We start from the raw sequence: 25,435 nt of genomic DNA on the forward strand, positions 1-25,435 counted from the left end.
AGTGACTTCCAGCTTCCAGCTTCCATCACCATCCTTTCCATAATAACAAAAAATTTAGAACAATGAAAAATCATATTTTATCTGCCTTACGACTGACTTTGGTTATGCTTGTAATCGTCGGAATTTATTCAGGCATCGTTTACGCAGGGTCCAAGGTTTTACCGACCCAGGGAAATGCGGAAATCATCAACTATAAAGGACAGAAATTTTACGCCAACATCGGCCAGGAATTCAAGTCCCCGAAATATTTCCACGGCCGGCCTTCGGCGGTAAATTACAACGCCGCCGGAAGTGCCGGAAGCAACAAAGGGCCAAGTAATGAGGAATATCTTCAAACGGTTCAGAAAAGAATCGACACGCTGAAAATGCAGAACCCGGAAATGCAGAACACAAAAGTTCCCGTCGAACTGGTGACCGCCAGCGGAAGCGGACTGGATCCCGATATCTCGCCGGAAGGTGCCGCATATCAGGCCAGAAGAATTGCAAAAGAAAGAAAGATCCCATTGGAGAAAATCGAAAGCCTGATTGCCAGACAAACGGAAACCTCAGCTTTCGGTCCTTCCAAAGTGAATGTCCTGAAACTGAATATTGCACTGGACGAGCTGAAATACTAAGTACTTGTTCATATTCAGGTTATCATCCATCTTATTTTGAAGACAGAAAGGACTAAAAATTTCAATGCATCACTTAGCTGCTTTTTTAACGCAAAGTTTTTTAATTGCTGAATGCATACTATGAGGAAGCAAAGAAAAGATCAGCAGGCTGATCCGATGAAGCGGACTTTATTCTTTCGCTTCATCAGCGGCTTTGCCGCTTAACTTTGTCCGCTTTAAAATATGTGGAAACAACATCATCATCCTTTGCGTCAATTACAGATGAACTTGTCTGAAAAGAACCTTTCAAACCATTTAAATTAATCCAATTATGTACAGTATTTGCTGTACTTCCATCACCCATGAAAAAATATATAGTTGCCAGCATCCTGTTAGGAATTTTCTTCCCCAAAGCACAATCGGCGGATTCTGTAAAAACGAATAATAAAATTACCTTTTCCGCTTATGCAGAATTGTTTTATACCTATGATTTCAATGAACCGGCCAATCATACCCGCCAGAACTTCCTGTATTCCTACAACCGCCACAATGAAGTAAACCTGAACCTGGGATTTATAAAAGGTTCTTATCAGGATGACAACTTCCGGGCGAACGTCGCTTTAATGGCCGGAACCTACGCCCAGGACAATATGACTGCGGAACAGGAAGCTTTACGCTACGTCAACGAAGCGAATATCGGTGTCAAAATTTCAAAAACGAAAAACCTCTGGATCGATGCCGGGATCATGCCGTCGCACATCGGCTGGGAAAGCGCCATCGGGAAAGACAATATCAACCTGACCCGGAGCCTGGCTGCCGAAAACTCGCCATATTTTGAAACCGGAGCCAAAATTTCATATACATCGGATAATGGAAAATGGCTTCTGAGCGGACTTATCCTCAACGGATGGCAGCGGATTGCCAAACCGGATGGCAACCAGACAATTTCCTTCGGGCATCAGCTGACCTACAAACCGAATGAAAAAATTACCCTGAACAGCAGCTCTTTCATCGGAAACGATAAAGCAAAAGCCGAAAAAAGAATGCGGTATTTCCATGATCTTTTCGGAAGTTTTCAGCTGACCGACAAGTTTGCCACGACCCTCGGATTCGATATCGGTGCCGAACAGAAGGAAAAAGGCAGCGAAAGCTACAACCTCTGGTATTCCCCGAATATTTTGCTGAAATACCAATTGGATGATCAGTGGGCACTGGCCGGCAGGGTTGAATATTATAACGATAAAAACGGCGTGATCATCAATACGAAAACCCCGAACGGATTCCAGACTTTCGGTTACTCTGTGAATGTGGATTATGCCGTAACCAAAAATGTCGTTTTCCGTACCGAAGCGAGAAGCTTCAGTTCCAAAGATGCCATTTTCATGAAGAATGATGAGTTTAAAAACAACAATCTTTTTATAACGACGAGCCTGGCGGCCTGGTTTTAATGGGCTGGATGCGTGGTGCTGGAAACTGGAAATCATTGAGCGTGTATTTTGTTGACCACAGATCTGCCGGATTTTCACGGATAATTGGATAATAAGCTGGAAGATTGATGATGGATGCTGGAAGTTAATAAGCGTAAATTTATTAACTACAGATCTTCACAGGTGATTGCGTGGCTTCAGCTCCGCTCAGCCACCAATTAAGAAACATAAGTCAGAGTTTATCTAGAATTTATGATTTACTGTCGAATTTCTTTAAAGCAGCTTTTTAAGAACTTCCATCTTCCAGCATCCATCACCCAGCATTTCATACCTCAATGCAAAAATTCCAACTCAAAAAAATAAAAGCCATGTCGTCAGCAAAAGATTTTTTAGAACTGATCCAGAAATCCCGGAAAGGGAAATTCAAGATCTACATCGGGATGAGTGCCGGTGTGGGAAAGACCTTCCGGATGCTGCAGGAAGCCCATGCGCTATTGCGGAGCGGTATCGATGTAAAGATCGGCTATATCGAAACGCACGGCCGGGAAGAAACCGTAGCCCTTACAGACGGCATTCCTGAAATTCCGAGAAGATCATCGTTCTACAAAGGTAAAAACCTGGAGGAAATGGATCTTCAGACGATCATCAATACCCATCCGGAAGTAGTTCTGGTGGATGAGCTGGCCCACACCAATATCGAAGGCTCGAAGAATAAAAAGCGATGGCAGGACGTGCTGGAAATCCTGGATAACGGCATCAATGTAATCAGCGCGATGAACATCCAGCATATCGAAAGCCTGAATGAAGAGGTAAAGAAAATTACCGGAATTGAAGTTGCAGAGCGAGTTCCCGACAAAATCCTGGCCCTTGCCGATGAAGTGGTAAATATCGATTTGACCGCCGACGAACTGCTGACCCGGCTTAAAGAAGGAAAGATTTATAAGAAAGAAAAAATCCAGACCGCCCTGAACCACTTTTTTCAGAGCGGGCACATCCTTCAGCTGCGCGAGCTGGCGTTAAAGGAAGTCGCCACCCATGTGGAAAGGAAAGTGGAGACCGAAATCAAGACCGAAAGCTTTAAGCCCGTCAAATTCCTCGCCTGCATCAGCAGCAATGAAAAAATCGCGAAAAACATCATCCGTAAAACCGCCAGGCTCGCCAGTTATTACAACAGTCCGTGGACCGTGCTGTATATCCAGAGACCTTCGGAAAACCCTGAAAAAATCGCCCTGAACAAACAGCGTTTTTTAATTAATAATTTTAATTTAGCACAGGAATTGGGCGCGAAAGTGGTCCGCGTAAAGGAAAGCAGCGTCCACAAAGGGATTCTGGATTACGTGATCGAGCATAAGATGACGACGGTCTGCATCGGAAAGCCCCACTCCAATCTGCTGCAGCGGATCTTCGGGTACAGTTGGATCTATACGCTGATGAACCGGCTGAATGAAAGACAGATCGATATTATTATTTTATCTTAAAAGAGAATGAAGCTTAAAACAAAACTCACCCTCGGCGTAGGTCTTTTATTCGTGCTGATCGTTCTGCTTTCCGTGATCGGCTCGGTATATATCAATAAACTAAAATCGGATACTGAAAAGATCCTGACCGCCAATTACAACAGTATCGAATTTTCCAAAAACATGCTGCTGGCACTGGATAAGATAGAAACCGACAGTGCAGTGGCCGTTAAGGATTTTCAGAAGAACTCGGTACTGCAGGAAAAAAACCTCACCGAGTTTGGGGAAAAGGAAGCCACCCAGAACCTGAACCTCCATTTTAAGAATTACCTCCTGCAGCCGACGGCCGAAAAGGAAAAACTGATCCGCGAAGACCTGGTGACCATTATGTCGCTGAACATGAAAGGAATCGAACGGAAAAGCGATATCGCCATCATCACTGCGGGAAATGCCACCTTCTGGATCGTCAGTTTAGGAACCGTCTGCTTTTTGATTGCTTTTGTCCTCCTGTTCAACCTTCCGCAAACCATTGCCGAGCCAATCAGCCAGCTTACCGCCAGCATCCGCCAGATCGCCAATAAAAATTATAACGAAAGGGTTTATTTTAAAGGCAGCGAGGAATTCAGCGATCTTGCCAACTCTTTTAACGTAATGGCAGAAAAGCTTCAGGAATACGAAAGCAGCAGCCTTTCGGAACAACTGATGGATAAAAAGCGCATCGAGACCCTGGTGAATAATATGCACGATGCCGTTATCGGCCTGGATGAAAACAATTTCATTTACATGATTAACGACGAAGCTCTGAAAATCACCGGGCTGAATAAAGACGATATCATCGGGAAAACTGCCCATGAAGTTGCCATCACCAATGACCTGATCCGGGAATTGCTGAAAAATGCAGACCAAAACAACGAGGAACCGATTAAAATCGTTTCCGACAACAAGGAAAATTATTTCGACCAGGACATCATTCCGATCAATATCGTGAAAACCGGCGAAAGGGAGAAAAAATACATCGGCAGGGTAATCCTCCTCAGGAACATCACGCCTTTCAAAGAGCTGGATTTTGCCAAAACCAATTTCATCGCTACGATTTCCCATGAGCTCAAAACACCGATATCAGCCATTAAAATGGGGGTTCAGCTCTTGGAAAACCAGAAATTCGGGGACCTGAACGAGCAGCAGCAAGAACTGCTGAAAAGCATCAATGAAGACGGACAAAGGCTGCTGGACATTACCGGTGAGCTTCTTAATTTATCCCAGGTAGAAACGGGAAATATCCGGCTGACAATCGAAAACTGCCAGCCGAAAGAAATCGTCGCCGCTGCCATCAAAAACGTGGAAAAACTCGCCGAACAGAAAAATATTTCGATGATGTCCCAGTTTCTTATTGATGACCAGGATCTGGTAATGGCTGATTTTGACAAAACCGTCTGGGTGATGAACAACTTCCTGAGCAATGCCATCAAACATTCTTTCCAGGATGAGAGCATCCGGATCGTCGTGGAAAAGGCCGATGAAAAGATCCGGTTCAGCATTACGGATACCGGAAAAGGAATTGATGAAAAATACCACCGCCAGGTTTTCGACCGCTACTTCCAGGTTCCGGGCGAACACCAGAACGGCACCGGCCTCGGACTGGCCATTTCCAAAAATTTCATCGAAAAGCAGCATGGGGAAATTGGGGTAAAGAGCTCGCTGAACCAGGGAAGTACTTTTTATTTTTCACTGCCGTTGGTTTAGATAATTTATATTTTTGTAAAAAACATACATGGGAACAATACCTGAAGACTTCACTGCATTTTTATATTGGGTAAAAGATACCTCGGAAAAATGTTGGGCTGATGATTCCAATGCTGATGACTGGAGTTATAAAGCCAGATGGCAGGGCCTTACACAAGGTCAGATCGATGAAACTGAACAGAAATACCAGATCAGCTTTGCTCCGGAGCACAGGGCTTTTTTAAGAATTTTGCATACTTTAGACAGAAAAGAAAAAATAGAGTATACCGATGGTTTTGAAGAGGAAGCAGAACAGATTACTCAGGAAAACTCTTTCTTTATCAACTGGCTGGAAGATGATGAGGAAATCAGGCAAAAGTTAGTATGGCCGTTTCAGGAAGTCCTTCGTGATGTTCTCCATGAAGAACATCCCTTTTGGAAAAATTCATGGGGAATCAGGCCTGATACAAAAGAAGAAATTGTAAAAGTATTCACTGAAATATATAAACAATCCCCACCGCTTATTCCTATATATTCCCACCGTTTTATGGTAAGTGATCCTAATCTAAAGCACAGACCCGTACTGTCTATCTGGGGAACAGACACCATTGTGTATGGTTGGACATTCAGAACATATATTTTAAATGAGATCGGACCGCAGTATCTGGGAACGACGGAGCCGATATTCGATGAAGAATACCAGGAATTCTATCCTGAATTCACAGCTGAAGCCAGAAAAATCCGCGAGGACGATTATAAATATGATGCGTCTAAAACCATTCCTTTCTGGCGGGAAATTATCTTGTCCTATAATACCGGATGGTCAAGTTTCGGAATGCAAAGTCCTCCCAATCCTCATCTCGAGTCTTTAAAAAAGAGTATGCTTAATCCTGCTCATGGAAATGATAAAGAAGATTAAAATGCTGAAACTTTCTATATCCGGAAAATAACTAATTTAGCTGACCTATACTAAAAAGCTATGATAACCGACCTTGCTCAACAATTAGCCGACTTTTGCGAAAAATTTAAACTTAAAGAAAAGACTTTTAAATGTTTCGAAGAGTTTTACTCTGTAAACTATGAAAATGAAAACTTTCTCAACGGCTACGAAAAAAGTGAATTAAAACCGGTTTTCGATGGTCATCGATTCAATATTCAGCATTCATTTTTTCTGCCTACAGTTGATACAAAAATCAGTCTGTACACTGAAAATTCGATGGTTCCGGTAGGCTATTATATTTTAGAGACCGATTACAACGGAGAAATCGTTGACGACTTTTTTGTCATTGAAGTGGAGAAATACTCAATTCATATAGCCAGTCATTTTCGACATATAAACGAAAGCCTGCCAGTCAGCTATTTAAGAAGAAACACAATCCAATATCCGTTTGTTTCCTATCTTTCTCTGGCCGGAACCTTATTTATGAGTAAAAAGTTTGAAGCATCAGGACGTTTTGTGCTTCGCGCTTGCGTAAATCTTAGAGAGACAGGAGAAGAGCATTTTGAAAAGGAATTTCTTAAAAAGTCCAAAAGATTCTTGAAAATGATGAAGAATTATTACCTTGAAAAACAATTGATTTCCTCTAAACTGAAGACTGATTTTGAAAGTTTAGGAAAGTAAAAGTTAAATATTTATAGTTATGGATCATTTTCATCTTGTACTCAAAGAAGATATTGAAATAGAAATTACTTCCATTCATCAGAAAATTACTTATGAAGGGTTACTGGAAGGTTATCCTTGTGAGAAGTTAAACAAAATGATTCTGCACAATACAGAAATAAAAGCTAAAAACCTGTTTTTTCCGGATGAAATCTATATGATTAAACCCGTTATAAAAGTGGGTGAGGAAGAATACGGGCCTTTTGGTAAAATGATGGAACTGCCTTTGGTAACCTGCATCGCCATGTTGTTGTGCCGGAAGGTATTCCGCGATCCGGATAAGCATTTTTCTGCGCTTACCGTTATCTGGTTTCAGGATCAGTATGCCTTTCCCATTCATGAAGATATTATCGAAAAAATAACCGCTCTTCCCTTTAGAGAAGTCTGCAGCGAGTTTCATTATTAACAAACAAAAAAACATGAGCTTACAGGATATTTACCAAACCACCATACAATTTGCAGCACAGCAGCATGCCGATATCAATCAGACCATTCCGGGGACCACCCTTCCCTATGTCGTCCATCTCAGCAACGTGGCGATGGAAATTCTGGTTGCTTCAGAACAATCAGATTCTTTTAATATCGGTTTTGCGGTTCAGCTGGCGTTGCTTCATGACGTGCTGGAAGATACCGATGCTACTTTTGAAGAACTGAGTAAAAAATTCGGTAAAGCTGTTGCCGGAGGCGTTCTGGCACTGACTAAAAATGCGGAGCTTCCGAAAGATGAAAGGATGACTGATAGCCTGCAAAGAATAAAGCAACAGCCTAAAGAAGTCCGGGCCGTAAAGCTGGCAGACCGGATCACCAATCTGCAGAAACCTCCGCATTTCTGGACTTCAGAGAAAATTGAAAAATACAGACAGGAAGCCATCCTGATTCTTGAAGAACTGCGTGGCGGAAACCCTTATCTGGAAAACCGGCTGCAAAGTAAAATTCAGGACTATAACGCAGATTAATTAAAATGAAACCAACATTCTTCCCTGCTCCTCACGAATTTCGCCAATGGCTTGAAAAAAATCATCAGACCGAAAAGGAACTGCTCGTGGGCTTTTATAAGGTCGGAACCCGAAAAGCTTCGATGACCTGGCCGGAATCGGTGGATCAGGCGTTGTGTTTCGGATGGATCGACGGGGTGAGAAGATCGATTGATGAAGAAAGCTACAGCATCCGCTTTACGCCCAGAAAACCGACAAGCATCTGGAGTGCCGTTAACATCCGGAAAATGGATGAACTTACTGCCGCCGGACTGATGACCGAAGCCGGATTGAAAGCTTTTGCCTTAAGAAAAGAAGCAAAATCGGCGATCTATTCCCATGAAAAAGAACCCGCTGTGCTCGATCCGACATTTGAAAAGCAGTTTAAGGCCAACAAAAAAGCCTGGGAATTTTTCACCACTCAGGCTCCGTCTTATCAAAAAGTAATGCTGCACTGGATCATGGGTGCCAAACAGGAAAAAACGAGAGTTTCAAGACTGGAAAAGACGATCCGGGAAAGTGAAGCAGGGAAACGAATGACGTAGATATGATTGGTAGTATATACTGATTAAACCTCATAGGTTTTTTGAAAACCTATGAGGTTTAACGTTGTAATTCGCTGGTTTTTTCCTGAGATTATCATACCTTTGAACCTTTAATTCAGAAAAAAGCAACCGATGAATACGGATACATTAGATTTTTGGGTAGGGAATTTTCAGAGTGAGGAAGATTTTTATGATTTTGTGGAGGAAGACGAGAACTATTATCTTCTGGAAGAATCCGATGACATCCACATCTCGAAATTTGCCGCTTCCCAGGATACCGTATGGCTTGACCACGATTTTGTAGAATACGGTTTTGAAGACGGAAACCGCACGATTTACGAAAAGTTCGCCGAGTATTCCTTCGCCGAGCAATGGCTCCCGATCCTGGTGAACAGGCTGAATGAAATCAACCTGAAATTTGAGGTAAACTGCATTATCTTTTTAAACCGCGGGCAGGTTCCGAAGCCGGTATCCGTAGAAGATGATTTTTTCTCACTGACATATGTGGGCGGAATCGAATATTCTGCGTAAAAATCTTTAAAAACTTTACCCTTTTTCAAATTCTTAATGACCATTTATTCTGCGCTTCAGATCGGCGATTACCATATTAATCATTGTGAGGATTTCCTGATGATGAAGAAAATGGGAAGTCGCAAAATGCTGTGTGCCGTCATGGACGGATGCTCAACCGCGATGGAAAGCCAGTTTGCTTCTGCCCTGGTGGGAAAGATCCTGCGGAAAATATGCATTGAACAAGGATATCAGGAGCTATACGAGATCCACAAAAATCCTGATCCGGAAGAAGACCTAAAAACGGTATTAAAAGAACTGTTCAAAGAGATTGATCGCCTTAAAAACCATCTGATGCTCGATGAAAAAGAACTTCTTACCACGGTGACGCTTCTGCTTTATCACGAAGAAAAGGATAAAGGTGTGGCCCTGTGTATCGGCGACGGCCTGGTTTCTATCAATGGAGAAATCACAGAATTTGAAAGAGATAACAAACCTGATTATCTTGCCTATCATTTAAAAGAAAATTTTGAAGACTGGTATAACCGTCAGACTCAGAAAATATTTTTTAGTGGGCTTAAAGATGTTTCTATTGCAACAGACGGAATTTCTTCATTCACAGCCATCAGGAAAACGGATCATGATGAAAAAATCAATCCGATCGACTATCTTTTGCATGATACAAGCCAGTCTGATGCAGAAGACATGCTTTCCATAAAATTAAAAAGACTGGAGCATCATTACGGCATGAAACCTACGGATGATCTTGCCGTTATAAGAATTACAAAACAATAGAGCAAAGCACGACCTGAATCTGCAATATCAGATGTACAGGTGACGAAGAAAAGGAACATGCACTTTTTTACGTTACTGTCCTAATATTTTTTTTCTGTGATTCAATCCCCAGTGATGGAGTTCCTCAATAACTTTTTCGAGTGTAAAAACGTAATCTGTGGCGGTGTATTCAACCAATACCGGCGACTCGTCATATACGGTCCGTTTAATGAGCTGGTGTTCTTCCAGGTCTTTCAGTTCTTTAGCAAGAACTTTTGAGGAGATTTTCGGAATGCTCCTTTCTATTTCCCTGAAACGCTTATGGCCGCTCATAATGGAAATAATGATAAGGATTTTCCATTTGCCGCTGATTACGTCAAGGGCATCACGCACCGTCAGCATTCTTGCCAAACATTCGGTTTGGGTACTTTCCGGAAATTGATCTGTCATATTGCTTACTTTAAGGTAACTGCTTACATTCGGGTAACTGCTTACAAAATGTAAGCAAATGTATGTAATTTTGTTTCATTAAAATAACTATAACAGAAATTTCACCAATTAATTTTCTAAAAATGACAAAACAGATTGACTTCACACGGAACCCTGATAAAAAGGCAAAACGTACCTATTGGATCATTACCGGCCTTACCATGGCTTTGATCGTATTGCCCTCTTATTTCGCTCCAAGAGAATATCTCATCCAATCCGTGAAAAGCTTACAGTTCCCCGATTATTTTCCTCTTGAGCTGGATATCCTGAAAATCGTAGGCGCCATCGTCATTCTGGTTCCTGCGATCCCGACGATGTTCAAAGAATGGGCTTATGCAGGCTTCGGCATCCTTTTATTATCCGCAAGTCTGGCACACGGGATTGTGGATGGATTCGTCAAAGGTGTTGCCCCGCTTGTTCCGTTTGCATTTCTTGCAGCATCCTATTATTATTTCCGGAAACTGAATTATGAAAAATAATTCATGGACAGCTGTTTTCCTGCTGCTTTCCTTCATGGCCTGCAGTCAGGAAAATCGACAAAAACAATTTACACAAACAAAAAGTATGGCAATGGAAAATAAAATGAAAATAGAAATATGGTCGGATATGATGTGCCCGTTCTGTTATATCGGAAAACGGAATTTTGAGAAAGCTTTATCCCAGTTCCCGAATAAAGAACTCATCGAAGTGGAATGGAAAAGTTTTCAGCTTGATCCTGCTATGCCCGGAGTACCAAAGTACCAAAACGATATGTATAGGTTTGTGGCCGACCGCAAAGGCCTGAGCTACGAGCAGTCCAAAAAGATGCACCAGGACCTGATACAGTACGCAAAAAGTGTAGGGCTTGAATATAACCTGGAAAAAGCCCTTGTTACCAATTCGATGAAAGGCCATCGCATCATACAATTCGCTAAAACAAAAGGATTGGGTGAAAAAGCGGAAGAAACGCTGTTTTATGCTTATTTTACCCAAGGTAAAAATCTGAATGACCACTACACGCTTATTGAACTGGGAAAAGAAATCGGCTTAACGGAAACCGAGGTCAATACAGCACTAACAGATCATTTATACGTACAGAAGGTAGAGAATGACAGTCGGGAAGCACAGACTTTAGGCGCAAGAGGTGTCCCTTTTTTCGTCGTAAACCGCAAATATGCCATCGCAGGAGCGCAACAGCCTCAAGAAATTCTGCAAACACTTGAAAAGTCCTTTACCGAATGGCAGAAAGAAAACCCAAAAACAGAATTAGAAACTCTGCAGGGGAAAAGCTGTTCACCGGACGGAGAGTGCAAATAAGCATTATAATAAGACAGCTTGTTTAAAAGAATAATATAAATGCTTCGGCTTTTATTCCAAATATATTGGAGCAAAAGCCGAAGCATTTTTTGTTGAATGCAATTTATTAGTGCGCTTCCAGCCAGTTCTCTCCCACTCCTACTTCTACTAATAGCGGAACCTGGGTTTCAATCGCGTTTTCCATTTCCATTTTGATGATATTGACAGCTACATCCACCTCATCGACCGGAGATTCGAAAACCAATTCGTCATGAACCTGCAGCAGCATCCGGGTCTGAAGTTTTTCTTTTTCAAACTCTTTCTGGATCTTGATCATGGCCATTTTCACGACATCGGCCGCACTTCCCTGGATCGGAGCGTTAACGGCGTTTCTTTCGGCATGGGCACGCACGACAAAATTGCCGGAGCTGATGTCTTTCAGATGACGCTTCCTTCCCAGGATGGTTTCTACATAACCGATTTCGCGGGCTTTCTTCACCTGATCTGCCATATAGGCTTTCAGCTTGGAATAGGTTTCGAAATAGGCCTCGATCATTTGTTTGGCTTCGCTTCTGGACAATCCGGTCTGTTCCGCCAAAGCAAAGGCACCCTGGCCGTATAAAATCCCGAAGTTCACGGTTTTGGCCTGGCTTCTCTGGATTTTGGATACTTCTTCCAACGGGATATTGAAGAGTTTCGCTGCGGTAGAAGCGTGAATGTCTTCCCCATCCTGAAATGCTTTGATCATGTTGTCCTCACCGGAAATCTCAGCGATCAGGCGCAGTTCGATCTGGGAATAATCGGCAGAGATAATCTTTTTCCCTTCACCGGCGACAAACGCTCCACGGATCTGCTGTCCTCTCAACGTCCGGATCGGGATGTTCTGCAGGTTCGGGTTGACACTTGCCAGACGGCCCGTGGCCGCAGTCGTCTGAGAAAAGTTGGTATGTACACGGTTGTCCGATTTTTCAATCTGGGACGGCAGCGCATCCACATAGGTGGATTTTAATTTCTGATAAGTCCTGTATTCTAAAATGTGCTGAATGATTTCATGCTTGCCCGCAAGTTTCTGCAGGATATCTTCCGAGGTAGCATACTGTCCGGTTTTGGTCTTCTTGGCTTTCGGATCCAGCTGCAGTTTTTCGAACAGGACCTCACCGAGCTGTTTCGGAGAGTTCACATTGAATTCTTCTCCGGAAAGCTCAAAAATTTTAGCTTCCAGTTGCCGCAGGTCGTTTTCCAGGTCGATGCTTTCCTGGGCCAGCCATTTTTCATCAAGGGAAATCCCGGCAAGTTCCATTTTAGCCAATACTTCCATCAGCGGCATTTCGATGTTGAAGAAAAGGTCTTCCAGGTTTTCCTTTTTCAGCTGCGGGGCAAAAAGTTCGTACAGCTGGAAGGTTACATCGGCGTCTTCGGCCGCATAATCGGTCTGGGTTCTCAGGTCCGCATCCCGGAAACTTCCCTGGTTCTTGCCTTTTTTACCGATGATGGTCTCAATGGAAACCGGTTTGTAGCCTAAATAAATTTCGGAAAGGTAATCCATGCCGTGTCTTCCGTCCGGGTTCAGGAGATAATGGGCGATCATGGTATCGAACATGGCCCCTTTTACCGTGATATGGTATTTTCTTAAAATTTTATAATCGAATTTCAGGTTGTGTGCTACTTTCAGCAGGTCTTCCTTTTCAAAGAACGGCCTGAAAATTTCCAGCGTCTGCAATACTTCTCCCTGGTCTTCGGAAAGCGGAACATAATAGGCCAGTCCTTTTTTATAGGAAAAGCTCATTCCCACCAGCTCGGCTTCCAGTTCGTTCAGCGAAGTGGTTTCCGTATCGAAACACACGACCCTCTGCTGCAGAAGATTTCTCACCAGCATTTTCTGGGCTTTCGAATTGTCTACAAACTGGTACAGGTGATCGTTGTGCTCGATGGTAGATTTTGTTCCGGCTGCCTGGTCCAATTCTTCATACGTGGCGAAAAGGTCCAGCTGACCCACTGCCTGTGCCACTTTCTGTTGCGGCGTTGTTTCGGTTACAGCAGTAGTCTCCAAAGTGGTACTGCCGGTTCCGGTAACTACCGGTGCAAACGCCCGGAATAAATTATCGTACAGCCTTCTGAATTCGATTTCGTCGAAGACTTCTTTCACCTTTTCAAAATCCGGGGTTTCCAGGTCGTACTGTTCCTGATGGAATTCCACCGGTGCATCGCAGATGATGGTTGCCAGTTTTTTGGACAGGATGCCGCGTTCTGCGGAAGCTTCCACTTTCTCCTTCAGTTTTCCTTTCAGTTCATGGGTGTTGGCCAGCAGGTTTTCGATGCTTCCGTATTCTTTCAGGAATTTCATGGCCGTTTTTTCACCTACGCCTTCCAGTCCGGGAATATTATCCACCGCATCGCCCATCATCGCCAGGAAATCGATGACCTGTTTCGGGCGTTCGATCTGGTATTTGGCGTTTACTTCTTCCACGCCCAGGATTTCGACTTCGCTTCCTTTCAGTCCGGGTTTATAAATCTTGATCTTATCGGTAACCAGCTGGGCAAAATCTTTGTCCGGGGTTACCATAAAGGTCGTATAGCCTTCCTTTTCCGCTTTACAGGCGATGGTTCCGATCACGTCATCCGCTTCGTATCCGGGTACGCCCAGGATCGGGATGTGCATGGCCTGCAGGATCCGGTGGATGTAAGGGATTGATGCGGTAATGGCTTCCGGCGTTTCGCTCCGGTTGGCTTTGTATTCGAGGAAATCCGTGGTTCTGACACTGGCCTCGCCAACGTCGAACACAACAGCAAGATGGGACGGCCTCTCCCTCCGGATCAGTTCGATCAGTGAATTGGTAAAACCGAAGATGGCAGAAGTGTCCAGTCCTGCACTGGTGATTCGCGGGCTTCTGATCAATGCGTAATATCCTCTGAAAATCATTGCATAGGCATCGATGAGAAAGAGCCTTTTATCCTGTGTTGCGTCCATATTTTCCATAAAGAACAAAGATAAGGAATTAGTTTTCTTTTTTTCAACGGAAACCTGAGATTCGGAGATATTGTATCGGAGAAGATCCGGGGTTTGGGGTTTTACGGTAAGGTCATGGGGTAAAGATTGTTTGAATCCTGCAACAATTTCACTTTTATGTTTTACCGTTGATTTTCCGTCGGGCTGTACCTGATTCTGATGTGATGATGTCCCGGATCCACCGGGTTGTACCCGATGCTGAGGTAAGCCGCCCTGTTGGGGCTTGATGATGTCAAGGACAGGAAGTTTTATTTGAAGATAAGGTTGCTATGAAAAACGGGAGCGGTTCAATATCATGTTAGATATAAGTTTTCTAATGGTCTGGATTACTGATCTGGTATTGACATTTATCTGGTGAATTTTGTTTTATCAGCAATCATGGTTTTCATAATTGATTTTTTCCAGCGTGTCTTTATAGCTTTCTGCCTGTTCCGGACTGATTACCTGCTTCTTGAGAATAACAGGCAGCTGCCTTTTCCCATCGGGACTGATCCACAGGCCTTTTAAGCCGGTTCCTTCTTTCCGTACGATCATCAGACCCGTAAAACCATCCTCTACCATGGCGTACTGGTTTTTATTGTTCTTGGAAATACTGAGCTGCAGCCAGTTGCTGGCTTTATCATACCGGTAGATTCCGTTGTAAAAGGGATCTCCGCCACACCCGTTTTCTTCTTCCTGAAGGTAGAGCGTTACCTGCATTTTACCGTCCACGGTTCCGGTATAGAGAAAGGATTTCGTCTGTGCCTGCATCACGGCAAACAGTCCTGAAAGGGTGATGAGTAAAAGAATTGTTCTGGTCATTTTAAATTTTTATTAAAAATAAGAAATTCTTCCGTCTCCGGAAAGTCCGGTTGATCAGTAGGAGGTCTTCCGTCATAGCCCGGATAGGAACGGCATCCTTTTTTGTTTTTATGCTGGCTCTTGCTATGAAGTCCGGAATTGATAAAAACAAAAAAGATATAGTGGATAGCCGGAAAAAGCTCCTGAAAAATTAGGTGATTGGTTAATATAAATGGTCAATGGTGAATTGTAAAATAATAGCCAACAGCCAGTAGCCAGTAGCCAGTAGCCAAAATTAAAAAAGACCCCGGATGAGGTCTTGTATGATGGATTAATCGATTTCCGCTTTCAGGAAGAGATCCTGGATCTGTAGTTCGTCTTCGCAGGTTTTCCTGAATTCGGTAATGAATTCCTTTAACCGTTCCGCATTTTCGGAATAGGCACAGAACATATCGGCTTCGGGATCGAACCTGATGTCTTCGGCAAGATCCGGCCTTTTTTCTTCGAGGAACACTTTCGCGAGCGAGGCCCAGTCGTATCCGTTTCCTTCAAAACCTTCATCCTTCCGCCACTCGAAAATTTCGGGCTTGTAGGTTCCGGCGTTTAAACATACTGAAAAAGTTTTGTCTGAGGCTACCCAGAAAAAGGGCTTGATGGCCGTTTCAAAATTGTAGGCTTCCATACTTTTAAGTTTGATTTAGTTTAAGTAAACTAAAGATACGGAATTTCTTTTTTGCCCGGAATTTTATAACATTTATTAACGTTTCGAGCGGATAGAATCTAAAATTTTAAAATTAACCGCTGTATCATATCCTAATGATCTTGCTTTTTCCAAATAGAATTGTGCTTTCTCCAGATTTCCTGCATAGAGATAGCTCATTCCTAGTGAGACCAAAAGTTTAGTGTAATCTTCAGTCCCTTTTTTATAGTTAAGATCATAAGCTTTCTGTAAATGCTGAATCGCATTGGTATAATCTCCTGTTTTTAAATAGGCTGACCCCAAGCCCACCCATACATCAGGATGTTTATTTTTATCAACATGATTAAAATTAAAAATTGCCATTTCATACTGGTTTTTTTCATAAGCATTCCATCCTTCCTCATACGATGTTGTATCGGCAGAAGTAAAAAAATTATTTTTAATAATAATTATCAAAAACCCTAATGCAACAAGACCAATTACAATTTGTAACACTTTTTTCATTTCTAAACAATTAAATTAATAACAAAAAGAATAAAAAACAGCATCTGATACCCTCCTATTTTCTGTTCCATCTCATTATTCGGATTCTTTTCTATCTCTTTTTTTAAGATTTTTTTCCGAACAAAAAATATAAAGTAAGGTGAAATAAGTACAATAAATGCCACCAGAACAGAATAATTATATTTCCAGATATCCAATATAAGTAAAAAGGTATTGGCGTTGGAATTTATTGTTCTTAAGCCAAAAAATGGTACTGCTTCCATTTCATTAAGTTTATTTCCCAAGATGTCTTTTCGATGGTGTATCTGATGGTATTTGATTCTTTGTTCATCTTTTTCCCGAATATAAAAAGAAATATTCTGTATCCGGGCTGTCTTATCTATTCCCCACATCCAGGTATTTATTCCTTCTAAAATTCCGGGATATTTACGACTTATCCTGACATGATCCTTTACGAAATTATAAGTCACCGTCGTACTTCTCCGACTCGAATATACGGTACTTTGATTTTCTGCATTTACCCATTGTTTATGCTTGATATTAATAAAATCGTAAGTGCTTATTATTATAGAATACACAAAATAAAGCACACCAAAAAACAGTGTAATAATATATATTTTATACTTTATAGAGATGTTCATGAAAATTAATCTTTACCTGCCAGTACATTTATTTTCGCCCTTGCCGTTGCTTCTTCATTTTGTAATGCCTGTATTAAATCTTCTGCCTGCCCTTTCAAAACAAAATTGGTTATTCCTTTATAAGCATCCTGAAGTAATCCCATAACAATTCCTCCTCCTTTAGGACCTTCATTTTTAGAAAACGTAGGAAGCCCTTTTTGGTCCAGGTAAGTATTTTTCACGGTATTTCCGATCGTGGAGGGGATTTCTGCTCTTGAAAGTGGTGAATATTGTGAATTCGTTGTCACAGAAGTTCGTTCCACTTCCTGATACCGGCCGCCAAAATCCTGATCTATTACATTGGTATTTTGAGTATGGGTAGGGTTTCTTCCTTCAATAGCCCCCTGTATTCTTCCTGACTGATCGGAAGTGGTGGGGCCATGTTCTTCAATATCATCTAATCGGACTGATGTGGATCTTTCTGTCACACTATATTGTGAAGTTCTGTTACCTATTGTTTCTCTTCCCGGCCCATTTGCTCCTCCAATATCATTGGTATGTTCATAAAGGGCTTTATTTCCGTCACCATTCGCTAGCTTTTGATTTTCTACAAGTTTTTCGGGGTCAGATTCAAATCCGTCAACATAATTTTTTACCGTATTTCCGTCTCCGGTAGGAATAACAGAATAAATGCCTCCTTTTGCCAGATCGATACTCCAACCAACTGCATAAGCTGTTCCTGTTGCTAAAATTGCACCACCGACATAATTTAGACCTGCTTTCCAACCGAATTTAGCAAAGGTTCCGATGGCTGTGGAACCACTGGTTCCGAGTGCCGCCAATGCGGGATACATCAGATAAGAAAGAGCAATGACACCCACCGTATCAATGGCGGTTCTTCCCATTGTAATATCGGTAAATTCATCTGCTGCTTTTTCGGAAAACAAAATCATAACATTCCCGCCAAGCCGGCATGGAATCTGAGAGTTTTCCAATAAAGGATGTTTTCCTACAGTCAGGACATTGGTATCGAAAGGAGTCCAATCGTGAAGCAGCATTCCACAGATTGACGGAATTAAAGATACGCCGGCACCCGCTGCGGCACCTGCTGCGGCAATAGCCGCCACCGCTAATGCTCCCCCGGAAACAATGGATCCGGCTACCAGTGCAATCCCTGCTACGGCACCGATAATAGCGCCTGCAACGATCATTTTACCACACATGAAGTTTCCTCCCGGTCTGTCATCCACGGTCGCTTTGAGATAGCCTCCCGCAATGGTAACTTTAGACTGGCTGGTCACTTTTATCTGCTGCTTTTTCATTCCATTGGAGCATACCAGCCATGCTCCATCGGGTACATATAGTTTAGCCATTTGCGTTAATTTTTACTAAGTTGTATGGTATGTTCCGTAAGGTGGGTATATTTTCTGCTTGCCTGTTCTTTAATCTTTGAATGGCATAAAAGCATTTTTCCTTTTCGAATATCAAAATGATATTCGAGAGACCAGGTAAGCGCATAGTCAAAATTTTCCTGTAAAAAATCTTTCAGCTTGGTATTGTAAATACTTCTCAGATGACCGTTTTTACCGGGATCTGCTTCAGAATAAAATTTTATCTTTAAAATATCCCCCTCTTTTTCCACTTTCCGTTTTGAGAGGAGCATTACCTGCTCATTGGCAAAAACCTGTGAGGTATATTGTTGTTTTTCCTGCTCAACGAAAGTGCCAAGCTCAACATATTCATAAAACAGGTCATTTAGAAACAAGGTATAAAGGATGTTATTTTTTATCAATGGCAATGTATCACTGAAATCCCGGTCGCCGCCTTCGATTATATTTTTTTCTTCGAGTGTATTTCCCATTTCAGGCTGTAATTCATTTTTAAGCCTATTCCATCTTTCCATGATTTCGTCCTGATTTGCCAATGACTCTACACCGCCTTCGTGAGAAAGCTCGATTACCAAGTGCTCCAAGGGTTTATTAAACTTCTGCATATATTCTGCAAACTGCCGGTAAATGGATTTGATATATTTTACCTGATGTGATTTTTGTTGAATTTCACCGTAAAAAATCCCATCTTTTCTAAATTTCCTGAATTCCCACATCATTTCTGTTTCAGAATCGATCATGCTGCCTCCGGAAACCTGCATATCAATTTTCTGTAAAATCAGATAATCATCCGTATCTGTTTCTTTTTGTATCAATGCCGCTCTTTCAGAAGACAAAAAATCTTCTTTTTTCCTTTTTAAAACTTCTACAGAATCCGGAATTATAATGAAAGTGGACCAGACAGGTAAAGAATTATCTTCCTTGATCCATTCATGAGGTCTTGAAGATTCATTATGATATTTTTTAATTTCAGAAATGGATAAACCTAATTCTTCAGCTATTGAAGGCAAAGTGTCTCCGTTTTTTACATAATATCTGTTCGGTTCCAATGTTGATTTAGTTTTCTATGATTTGACTTCCTTCAATTGTCGTACTTCCATTAAAGATAGCCTTTGAGCTGCCACTGCCTTTAATTTCAACGATAGGACTGGTTACTGAAATTTTACTTTCGGTAATAATAATCTCGCTGCTGCCGACCTTTAACTTGATCTGTTTAACACCGGTAAGATCAATGGTTCCGGTATGATCCATGGTAAACACACTTTGTCCTTTTCCTACTTCAATTTTATGGGTGTTCCCGATATCCGCTATGTGATCACAGCCGACTTCCAGCTTTTTATTGTTTCCAACCTTATCCGTTTTATTATTTCCTACGGTTTTCGTGCTGTCATTATTGGCATTATGAATGACATTCCCCGCACCGTCAAACTTCATATTGGCACCGCCCTGATCGGTGAGGAATACCGAACCTTCGCCGTCATTAAGTTCCAGCTTATTACCGCTCCGGGTACTCAGGCTTTTGATGTTGTTTCCGGCTCCGCCGCCTCCGCCTACCTGGCCGTGGAACATTCCGCCCATGACGAACGGCCGGTCGGGATGCTGGTGTACGAAATTGGCAATGACCTGATCCCCGACTTCCGGAATTGCCATGAACCCCCTGTTTTTGCTGACTTTATCGCTGGATCCCGCATCCGGGGTCATTACGCGAATAAATTCTGTGGTCGATGATCCGTTTTGCCAGTCGAACTGAATCTGTACCCTTCCCTGATTGAGCGGATCGGTATTGGAAATTACCTTTGCAAACTGGGGTTCCGCCCTCGGAATTTCAAATTCGGGGCGCGGGATATACTCGCAGTCAGCGGCAATCGCTTCAAAGGTTCCGGTGTAATAGCCGCGCGCATCGACCTCATGGCAGATTTCCGTCATCAGGATTTTGGTAAAATAGGAAGTCTCGTTTGTTTCCGATTTTCTCATTTCAAGATCTACCGGACATCCGGGATAAAGAAAAGGAACCGTTGTTGTGCCTGAGGTAACAAAGACCTCCGATGCCTTGCTGCCTGCGGTACCTTTCTGTGATGCATCCACATCAATGAATGAAGATGCCTTTATTGGTGCTACCCTTAAGGAAGGTGTAGTGAATGTTCTTTCTGAAATTTCATAAGCTCGCCTTGCAATGTCTGAAGTGTGGGTAATTTTCGAGTGTCCGGTGGTCAATCTTTCGTTTTTACTGCTGTTATAACCATAAAAACTCGGGTTTACGTGCTGAGCCTTCATCCGGATCTTCACATCATTCACACTGCTTCCGTAAATAAGTTTAATAGGTTTTTCCTGAGGCGGGAGCTTTCCGAAATGCAATACTTCACCATCATAATAAAACTGTTCGCCATAAGCTTCTGCAATCCTTGCTAAGTAATTATAATGGGTTTCTTCATACTGCGAACTGTAGGAAATATTACCATGCTTGGCATCGACCCTGAAATCAAATTTTCCGTGTCCAAGCCCTTCTTTAATGACATGATCAGCGATGCTGTTCAGGCTGATTTCCTGGGCACCGCCAAAACTCTGGATATGGGGCGCAGCATCTAGAAGAATAGTCGGGCTGCAGCCTGCTAATACGATATTTCCCAGACTCCCTTTTTCCTGGCTGAATCCAACTTCGGTAACAACTCCCACAAAACTTCTTTCAGGGCCCTCTTCCACATCTTTGTATTTAAAAACAACCGTAATTCTTTTGCCTAAGAAATTCTGGGCTTCTTCAAGATTATGATTTTCAGCATTCCTCAAAGAATCATGGGCCAGCATTAAGCTGAATTCGTGATGCCTGGTGGCGCTCTGCTTTAACTGGAAATGTTTGAAATGCTTAATCGCTTTTCCTTCCACCACAATATCCAGCTTTACGACCCGGTTAATACCATGAATCTGGCTTTCGGGAATTGCATTTGCATTGTGTATTTTTGAAGTCGGTTGCTGAGACCAGACTTTATTTTCTACCAAATCCGGGGTATTGGGCTGTAACTTCTGATTCATCAGCATTCCCGAATTCTCTCCGGCAACTCCTGTATAAGCCTGTTCCGGTGTAATTTTTTGTGTAGCTTTCTGAATCGCCCGGTCTGTATTTTCCTGAATTTTTCCGGTAGTTTTACTGATCATCTCCTCTCCTTCTCCGAACGGTGTCGTGGCGGGAGCTTTTACTGAAAAAGAAGAAATTTCCGGATTATTGCCATCCTTAAACATGCCTTGTAATTTTAATTGATTCAATGTGTTTTATTTACTGCTAAAATTTATCCGGAGAAATACCAGATAAATTTTTATTAATCAAATCTCAATACTGATCACCATTTATGAATTAGATTGAGACAAATAGTGAAATCCACTGATTTCAAAAAAAAACAGAATAGCTACTCTGTTGAGCTATGCTATTCTGTAACCAATTTTATTTTACTAAGATGATTGTAGGTTTTAGTTGCTGCCTCCCGGCCATAGCCCCTGGTAATTGGACGTTCCGTAATCGATGGTTTCAGCGCTTACCACAAAACTGATCAGCATACTGTTTTCGTCTACCGCGTCGAAATCTACTTCATGCTGGATTACATATCCATTATTCCATGTCAGGGTAATCAGGGTACCTTCTTCATGGGATTTGTTGAAAGTGATTTCACCTGTTGTAGGCTTGTATTTTCCGTTCAGTAAGCTTTCTAAGATGTCTGATTTTTCAGTAGCTTCCACGGTAAGCTTAATCAGAGCATTTGAAGGATCTGAAGCAACTCTACCGGAAACGTCAGTAGATCTTGATACGCTGTAGTTCAGCTTTAATAATTTTTGTCCTTCTCCGCCGTTGAATTTTAAGATTCCTCTTGAATTTGCTGCCATGATGGTAAATTTTAATCGTTAATATTTTGTGATTTGGTTGATTTGTTGAGTCAAAGATAGACCACTTATTTTTAACCTGAAAATATTTAAAACATAAATTCATCTTTTGTAGTAATTCTACGATTTGATGTCGTAATTCTACTACCCTGGAAATAAATTAAAACATAAAAACATAACAATCAGCACCTTAATTAAAGTACAGATTACTAAAACAAATAAAATTTTACACAAATCGGAGAAATATTAATATTAATTTAATATATTTTTAATACCTGTTAACATATCTAAATTTAAAAAAGGGATAAAATAATTCCGGAAAGATGAGTGATCCGGATGATTATTATAAAACAAAAAGGAGAATCAGATCATAAAACTCTACTCAAATCTTACTTATCCACTTGATTTTTTAATTCAGTAAATTGCTGAATCATCAGGTTATTTATAAGATTCCTTAAACTTAAAATCGCTTTTGTAAATTCTTGTGCTGTCTACTTCAACCGGCTGATTGTTGATCCTGATTTGCATACTGTTGTTATCCGGGGCTATTTTAAAATCAAGTTTAAAATCTTTTCCTGCTTTTTCAAACTGCTGATTCACTTTTTCCCAGCTGAAGAATGCGCGGCCTTCAAAAGCCTCTCCTTTTTCGGTTTCCCAAAAGAAAGACATTTCTTTCGGTACTGCCCGTTCTTTTACCGGCGGCATAATCCCCCAAGGGCGAAGCATAATTTCCGTCTCCCCATTATAATATTCGGATTGTGTTCGGAATAAACGGAAAGTTTTATTTTCCGAACTGATGTAAGGAGCCCACAAATATCTTTTCTGATAATCTTTCCACTTCTGAGGCGAGGCATCAGGCATAAACATGCGCTCTTTGATCTCTTCTCTCGTCTGCGAGATGTCGGCAAACATTTTATCCGCATACTTTTTATCATCCTTTACTACCTCAGCCTGGAATTCACCCAATTGTACGGATACATAACCGTAGCGGAACCAGACAACGACCATCCCTTTAGGAGCAAATCCGAAGACAAGAGTTGCAAATTTATAATAGGACTTTCCGAATTTATTATACTTTTCATAATAATCCGGTTCGTCTTTAATGCTTATGAATTCTTTTAAAGGCTCACTGGATGAATCAGATTCATTATTGGAGTAAGCCCTTTGAACCAGAGACAATACTTTATCTTTTGGAAAATCTGCTTTCAGATGATAAAATTTATCTTCATATCTTGAAAAATAAACAATATCGGCTCCTAAAGGTGTCCCTCCCTGCTCCGAAAACCCTTTTCCGGAATCGCCCCAGGTCCCGGACGAGCTTCCATAAGGCAGATGGGAAGGAACGCCTTCCAAGGTGATAATTCTATCTTCCACCGGAGTAATCATATAATTGTTCCACGGATGGGAGATCTGTACATCATAACTCGGCATAGGCATTTCTTTTTTCTTCATATCCTGACAGTTTACAAGCTGGAGCATGCCCAGCGCAAACATAAAATTGTTCCATTTATCCATTTAGTATATATCTTTTGCGTTCTGCAATAGGTCTCGGCCCAGATACTTTCGGCCCCATTCCAAAAGAATCCAGATTGGCAGACCAGTGCAAATATAAGTTCCGTAGTTTTTTAATATCGATTCCCGAATCAAGATAGGAATAACCCTTTATTTTACTTATATATTCTCCTGCCGAAGGATGTTTCCCAGCATTATAATCATTCACATACTGGTTTCTTACATTATTGCACGGAGCGATATATCCTCCGATAAGTTTATTGCTGATGTCCTTAATAAAACCATCTTTAATTTGATAATCTCCTATTAGACCCTCATCATATTTTACGTCAAACTGTTTAGAATAATAGAACATGTGTTCCAGAGAAACTTTATCATATTCGTTCGATATCTTTTTTCTTCTTCCCCAAAGCTCATATTTTATGAGAGTAACCCGTGATGGAACTACTTTAGACTCAATAGTAATTTCTTCAGGGCTAAACCAGCCTTCATCAATCAAAATTTCTCTGAATTTTTTGCACCCACTATCACTGTTTACTTCTGAGTACAACAGCACATTCTCCGGATCGTTATTTACATATCCTCCACCAATATCTGAATGTACTCCGGGTAAGGTAAGCTGTAATCCCCGGATGCCAGCACTGTCAATATTGGTAAGGCTGAAATTGTCCCGATATTCATCGGAAGAAGCCAACTGTAATACAAAAGAAGCATTTCTTACGGCATTAAGTCCCAACTGCTTGGAATCATCATCAATAATGCTGAATCCAAACAAAGATGTTCCTTTATGATTAATTCCATATGAGGCTACGGTATCATACAATCCTACAAAATTGAATCGTACGGTTTTTGCTTCCACTTTCTCATTAATCAGACAAGCTCCAAAATAACCATATTTCAATAAAGGTGAGTCAGGTTCATTAATAATAATATATTGTGATGGCATGGGTTCGGTATCCGATTTTTCATAAAATGCAGAAGGATAAACCATGATCTGTTTATCAGAAATAATCTGCGAACTGGCTGTTGTTCCGGCAATATGCAGAAAATGGCGGGCTGCCGCAGCTCCCCTGCTGAATCCATAAACATTTACAGTGAGTACATCAATCTTCTTACCGGGAAATTTCCGTTGGACTGCTTCCGCTCCTTTTACACAACCTTTGGTAGCCTTTGCTTTTACTCCTCTTTCATTTAGTCCCATCCCTGCTCCGCGTACCGGCAGTCCCAGCGTATCATTATCAGATTTTTCATCTACAGTACCGATTCCTTCAACATAATAAGCAACCTGATTCTGAGCATTGGGATCAATAGCATTATAACCTTTTGCTACATTACTAAAGTCATTTGCATAGCTCCCGCTAGGCGAAGCCTGTCGTTTTCCAGCTATTGTATTTGTCCTGTTATTAAGAGTACCGTCAAAAAAAAGATTCAGAGTCACGTCAATGGTATTGACGGGTTTATCATTCGGAATGATTTTTTCGGCCGGATTATAGCTTACACCGGTTTCATTTCCTTTCTGTTCCACCGAAACAGCACTGTTGTGGATGATTTCCTCTTTGGCATAGGTTTTATAATCCCCGCTTGTACGAATCACAGCCTTGCCTTCTACGATATATTCGATGCTCATGATT

At 41.6% G+C, this 25,435-nt stretch carries 25 protein-coding genes; 13 read left to right on the plus strand and 12 right to left on the minus strand.

Annotated features, from left to right (window positions below; translation table 11 throughout):
- Positions 1 to 62: 62 nt before the first annotated feature.
- The 11 genes from kdpC (at position 63) to FY557_RS11660 (ending at position 9,683) form a co-directional block, all read left to right on the plus strand.
- The gene (gene kdpC, locus FY557_RS11610) at positions 63 to 614 is read left to right on the plus strand and encodes a potassium-transporting ATPase subunit KdpC (RefSeq protein ID WP_149247412.1); all 552 of its coding nucleotides are present in this window, start codon (positions 63 to 65) and stop codon (positions 612 to 614) included.
- A 341-nt stretch (positions 615 to 955) separates the two neighbouring features.
- On the plus strand, positions 956 to 2,041 hold the full coding sequence (locus tag FY557_RS11615) for a porin (protein ID WP_185151710.1): 1,086 nt from the start codon (positions 956 to 958) through the stop codon (positions 2,039 to 2,041).
- 347 nt (positions 2,042 to 2,388) lie between these two features.
- A complete protein-coding gene (locus tag FY557_RS11620; RefSeq protein WP_149247413.1) occupies positions 2,389 to 3,498 on the plus strand; it encodes a sensor protein KdpD in 1,110 nt (369 codons plus the stop codon).
- Between the two features lie 6 nt (positions 3,499 to 3,504).
- Positions 3,505 to 5,220 (plus strand): ATP-binding protein, encoded by a 1,716-nt coding sequence (locus FY557_RS11625; protein WP_149247414.1) that lies wholly within the window; start codon positions 3,505 to 3,507, stop codon positions 5,218 to 5,220.
- A gap of 28 nt (positions 5,221 to 5,248) precedes the next feature.
- Positions 5,249 to 6,118, plus strand: coding sequence for a hypothetical protein (locus FY557_RS11630; protein WP_149247415.1), 870 nt, complete (start codon positions 5,249 to 5,251; stop codon positions 6,116 to 6,118).
- A gap of 60 nt (positions 6,119 to 6,178) precedes the next feature.
- Positions 6,179 to 6,820 carry a hypothetical protein gene (locus FY557_RS11635; RefSeq protein WP_149247416.1) on the plus strand — a complete coding sequence of 214 codons (642 nt, stop codon included), beginning with the start codon at positions 6,179 to 6,181 and terminating at the stop codon, positions 6,818 to 6,820.
- Positions 6,821 to 6,839: 19 nt separating this feature from the next.
- Entirely contained in the window at positions 6,840 to 7,265 is a 426-nt protein-coding gene (locus FY557_RS11640) for a hypothetical protein (RefSeq protein ID WP_149247417.1), read from the plus strand.
- A gap of 13 nt (positions 7,266 to 7,278) precedes the next feature.
- The gene (locus tag FY557_RS11645) at positions 7,279 to 7,815 is read left to right on the plus strand and encodes an HD domain-containing protein (RefSeq protein WP_149247418.1); all 537 of its coding nucleotides are present in this window, start codon (positions 7,279 to 7,281) and stop codon (positions 7,813 to 7,815) included.
- A 5-nt stretch (positions 7,816 to 7,820) separates the two neighbouring features.
- Positions 7,821 to 8,378, plus strand: coding sequence for a YdeI/OmpD-associated family protein (locus FY557_RS11650; protein WP_149247419.1), 558 nt, complete (start codon positions 7,821 to 7,823; stop codon positions 8,376 to 8,378).
- A gap of 132 nt (positions 8,379 to 8,510) precedes the next feature.
- Positions 8,511 to 8,909, plus strand: a complete 399-nt coding sequence (locus tag FY557_RS11655) for an immunity 22 family protein (protein WP_149247420.1) — start codon at positions 8,511 to 8,513, stop codon at positions 8,907 to 8,909.
- A 36-nt stretch (positions 8,910 to 8,945) separates the two neighbouring features.
- The gene (locus tag FY557_RS11660; protein ID WP_149247421.1) at positions 8,946 to 9,683 is read left to right on the plus strand and encodes a protein phosphatase 2C domain-containing protein; all 738 of its coding nucleotides are present in this window, start codon (positions 8,946 to 8,948) and stop codon (positions 9,681 to 9,683) included.
- Positions 9,684 to 9,755: 72 nt separating this feature from the next.
- Here FY557_RS11660 and FY557_RS11665 read toward each other — a convergent pair whose 3' ends face one another.
- Positions 9,756 to 10,112: a winged helix-turn-helix transcriptional regulator gene (locus FY557_RS11665; RefSeq protein ID WP_149247422.1), complete on the minus strand. Its 357-nt coding sequence runs from the start codon at positions 10,110 to 10,112 to the stop codon at positions 9,756 to 9,758.
- Between the two features lie 122 nt (positions 10,113 to 10,234).
- On the opposite strand from FY557_RS11665, the gene FY557_RS11670 reads away from it, so the two are divergent.
- Both FY557_RS11670 and FY557_RS11675 read left to right on the plus strand, forming a co-directional pair.
- Positions 10,235 to 10,630, plus strand: coding sequence for a DoxX family protein (locus FY557_RS11670; RefSeq protein ID WP_228451775.1), 396 nt, complete (start codon positions 10,235 to 10,237; stop codon positions 10,628 to 10,630).
- A gap of 91 nt (positions 10,631 to 10,721) precedes the next feature.
- Positions 10,722 to 11,447: a DsbA family oxidoreductase gene (locus FY557_RS11675; protein WP_228451776.1), complete on the plus strand. Its 726-nt coding sequence runs from the start codon at positions 10,722 to 10,724 to the stop codon at positions 11,445 to 11,447.
- Between the two features lie 106 nt (positions 11,448 to 11,553).
- Here the strand turns inward: FY557_RS11675 and polA are convergent, their stop codons facing one another.
- From polA to FY557_RS11730, 11 genes are all read right to left on the minus strand, one after another.
- Positions 11,554 to 14,394 carry a DNA polymerase I gene (gene polA, locus FY557_RS11680; RefSeq protein WP_149247423.1) on the minus strand — a complete coding sequence of 947 codons (2,841 nt, stop codon included), beginning with the start codon at positions 14,392 to 14,394 and terminating at the stop codon, positions 11,554 to 11,556.
- Between the two features lie 408 nt (positions 14,395 to 14,802).
- Positions 14,803 to 15,234, minus strand: a complete 432-nt coding sequence (locus tag FY557_RS11685; RefSeq protein ID WP_149247424.1) for a hypothetical protein — start codon at positions 15,232 to 15,234, stop codon at positions 14,803 to 14,805.
- A 310-nt stretch (positions 15,235 to 15,544) separates the two neighbouring features.
- Positions 15,545 to 15,895, minus strand: a complete 351-nt coding sequence (locus tag FY557_RS11690) for an immunity 51 family protein (protein WP_149247425.1) — start codon at positions 15,893 to 15,895, stop codon at positions 15,545 to 15,547.
- 75 nt (positions 15,896 to 15,970) lie between these two features.
- Positions 15,971 to 16,417, minus strand: a complete 447-nt coding sequence (locus FY557_RS11695) for a tetratricopeptide repeat protein (RefSeq protein WP_149247426.1) — start codon at positions 16,415 to 16,417, stop codon at positions 15,971 to 15,973.
- A gap of 2 nt (positions 16,418 to 16,419) precedes the next feature.
- A complete protein-coding gene (locus FY557_RS20350) occupies positions 16,420 to 16,809 on the minus strand; it encodes a hypothetical protein (protein ID WP_228451777.1) in 390 nt (129 codons plus the stop codon).
- A gap of 254 nt (positions 16,810 to 17,063) precedes the next feature.
- On the minus strand, positions 17,064 to 18,410 hold the full coding sequence (locus tag FY557_RS11705; protein WP_149247428.1) for a PAAR-like protein: 1,347 nt from the start codon (positions 18,408 to 18,410) through the stop codon (positions 17,064 to 17,066).
- A 5-nt stretch (positions 18,411 to 18,415) separates the two neighbouring features.
- Positions 18,416 to 19,474: a LysM peptidoglycan-binding domain-containing protein gene (locus FY557_RS11710; RefSeq protein ID WP_149247429.1), complete on the minus strand. Its 1,059-nt coding sequence runs from the start codon at positions 19,472 to 19,474 to the stop codon at positions 18,416 to 18,418.
- A 7-nt stretch (positions 19,475 to 19,481) separates the two neighbouring features.
- The gene (locus FY557_RS11715) at positions 19,482 to 21,659 is read right to left on the minus strand and encodes a type VI secretion system Vgr family protein (protein ID WP_149247430.1); all 2,178 of its coding nucleotides are present in this window, start codon (positions 21,657 to 21,659) and stop codon (positions 19,482 to 19,484) included.
- A 225-nt stretch (positions 21,660 to 21,884) separates the two neighbouring features.
- A complete protein-coding gene (tssD, locus tag FY557_RS11720) occupies positions 21,885 to 22,295 on the minus strand; it encodes a type VI secretion system tube protein TssD (protein WP_185151711.1) in 411 nt (136 codons plus the stop codon).
- 435 nt (positions 22,296 to 22,730) lie between these two features.
- Positions 22,731 to 23,744, minus strand: a complete 1,014-nt coding sequence (locus FY557_RS11725) for a DUF2931 family protein (protein ID WP_228451778.1) — start codon at positions 23,742 to 23,744, stop codon at positions 22,731 to 22,733.
- Between the two features lie 55 nt (positions 23,745 to 23,799).
- Entirely contained in the window at positions 23,800 to 25,431 is a 1,632-nt protein-coding gene (locus tag FY557_RS11730) for a T6SS phospholipase effector Tle1-like catalytic domain-containing protein (protein WP_149247433.1), read from the minus strand.
- Between the last annotated feature and the right edge of the window lie 4 nt (positions 25,432 to 25,435).

Origin of the sequence: Chryseobacterium sp. SN22 (assembly GCF_008329705.1) — a bacterium.
GTDB lineage: Bacteria > Bacteroidota > Bacteroidia > Flavobacteriales > Weeksellaceae > Chryseobacterium.

What these genes read in the sequence shown, in the direction of transcription:
- FY557_RS11725 (WP_228451778.1), bottom strand. Translation starts at nt 23,744, where the DNA reads ATGAAGAAAAAAGAAATGCCTATGCCGAGTTATGATGTACAGATCTCC.
- FY557_RS11705 (WP_149247428.1), bottom strand. Translation starts at nt 18,410, where the DNA reads ATGGCTAAACTATATGTACCCGATGGAGCATGGCTGGTATGCTCCAAT.
- FY557_RS11715 (WP_149247430.1), bottom strand. Translation starts at nt 21,659, where the DNA reads ATGTTTAAGGATGGCAATAATCCGGAAATTTCTTCTTTTTCAGTAAAA.
- FY557_RS11650 (WP_149247419.1), top strand. Translation starts at nt 7,821, where the DNA reads ATGAAACCAACATTCTTCCCTGCTCCTCACGAATTTCGCCAATGGCTT.
- FY557_RS11635 (WP_149247416.1), top strand. Translation starts at nt 6,179, where the DNA reads ATGATAACCGACCTTGCTCAACAATTAGCCGACTTTTGCGAAAAATTT.
- FY557_RS11690 (WP_149247425.1), bottom strand. Translation starts at nt 15,895, where the DNA reads ATGGAAGCCTACAATTTTGAAACGGCCATCAAGCCCTTTTTCTGGGTA.
- FY557_RS11685 (WP_149247424.1), bottom strand. Translation starts at nt 15,234, where the DNA reads ATGACCAGAACAATTCTTTTACTCATCACCCTTTCAGGACTGTTTGCC.
- FY557_RS11670 (WP_228451775.1), top strand. Translation starts at nt 10,235, where the DNA reads ATGACAAAACAGATTGACTTCACACGGAACCCTGATAAAAAGGCAAAA.
- FY557_RS11640 (WP_149247417.1), top strand. Translation starts at nt 6,840, where the DNA reads ATGGATCATTTTCATCTTGTACTCAAAGAAGATATTGAAATAGAAATT.
- FY557_RS11615 (WP_185151710.1), top strand. Translation starts at nt 956, where the DNA reads ATGAAAAAATATATAGTTGCCAGCATCCTGTTAGGAATTTTCTTCCCC.
- FY557_RS11660 (WP_149247421.1), top strand. Translation starts at nt 8,946, where the DNA reads ATGACCATTTATTCTGCGCTTCAGATCGGCGATTACCATATTAATCAT.
- FY557_RS11655 (WP_149247420.1), top strand. Translation starts at nt 8,511, where the DNA reads ATGAATACGGATACATTAGATTTTTGGGTAGGGAATTTTCAGAGTGAG.
- FY557_RS11695 (WP_149247426.1), bottom strand. Translation starts at nt 16,417, where the DNA reads ATGAAAAAAGTGTTACAAATTGTAATTGGTCTTGTTGCATTAGGGTTT.
- FY557_RS11630 (WP_149247415.1), top strand. Translation starts at nt 5,249, where the DNA reads ATGGGAACAATACCTGAAGACTTCACTGCATTTTTATATTGGGTAAAA.
- FY557_RS11620 (WP_149247413.1), top strand. Translation starts at nt 2,389, where the DNA reads ATGTCGTCAGCAAAAGATTTTTTAGAACTGATCCAGAAATCCCGGAAA.
- FY557_RS11730 (WP_149247433.1), bottom strand. Translation starts at nt 25,431, where the DNA reads ATGAGCATCGAATATATCGTAGAAGGCAAGGCTGTGATTCGTACAAGC.
- polA (WP_149247423.1), bottom strand. Translation starts at nt 14,394, where the DNA reads ATGGACGCAACACAGGATAAAAGGCTCTTTCTCATCGATGCCTATGCA.
- FY557_RS11645 (WP_149247418.1), top strand. Translation starts at nt 7,279, where the DNA reads ATGAGCTTACAGGATATTTACCAAACCACCATACAATTTGCAGCACAG.
- FY557_RS11675 (WP_228451776.1), top strand. Translation starts at nt 10,722, where the DNA reads ATGGAAAATAAAATGAAAATAGAAATATGGTCGGATATGATGTGCCCG.
- FY557_RS20350 (WP_228451777.1), bottom strand. Translation starts at nt 16,809, where the DNA reads ATGTGGGGAATAGATAAGACAGCCCGGATACAGAATATTTCTTTTTAT.
- FY557_RS11625 (WP_149247414.1), top strand. Translation starts at nt 3,505, where the DNA reads ATGAAGCTTAAAACAAAACTCACCCTCGGCGTAGGTCTTTTATTCGTG.
- FY557_RS11665 (WP_149247422.1), bottom strand. Translation starts at nt 10,112, where the DNA reads ATGACAGATCAATTTCCGGAAAGTACCCAAACCGAATGTTTGGCAAGA.
- tssD (WP_185151711.1), bottom strand. Translation starts at nt 22,295, where the DNA reads ATGGCAGCAAATTCAAGAGGAATCTTAAAATTCAACGGCGGAGAAGGA.
- kdpC (WP_149247412.1), top strand. Translation starts at nt 63, where the DNA reads ATGAAAAATCATATTTTATCTGCCTTACGACTGACTTTGGTTATGCTT.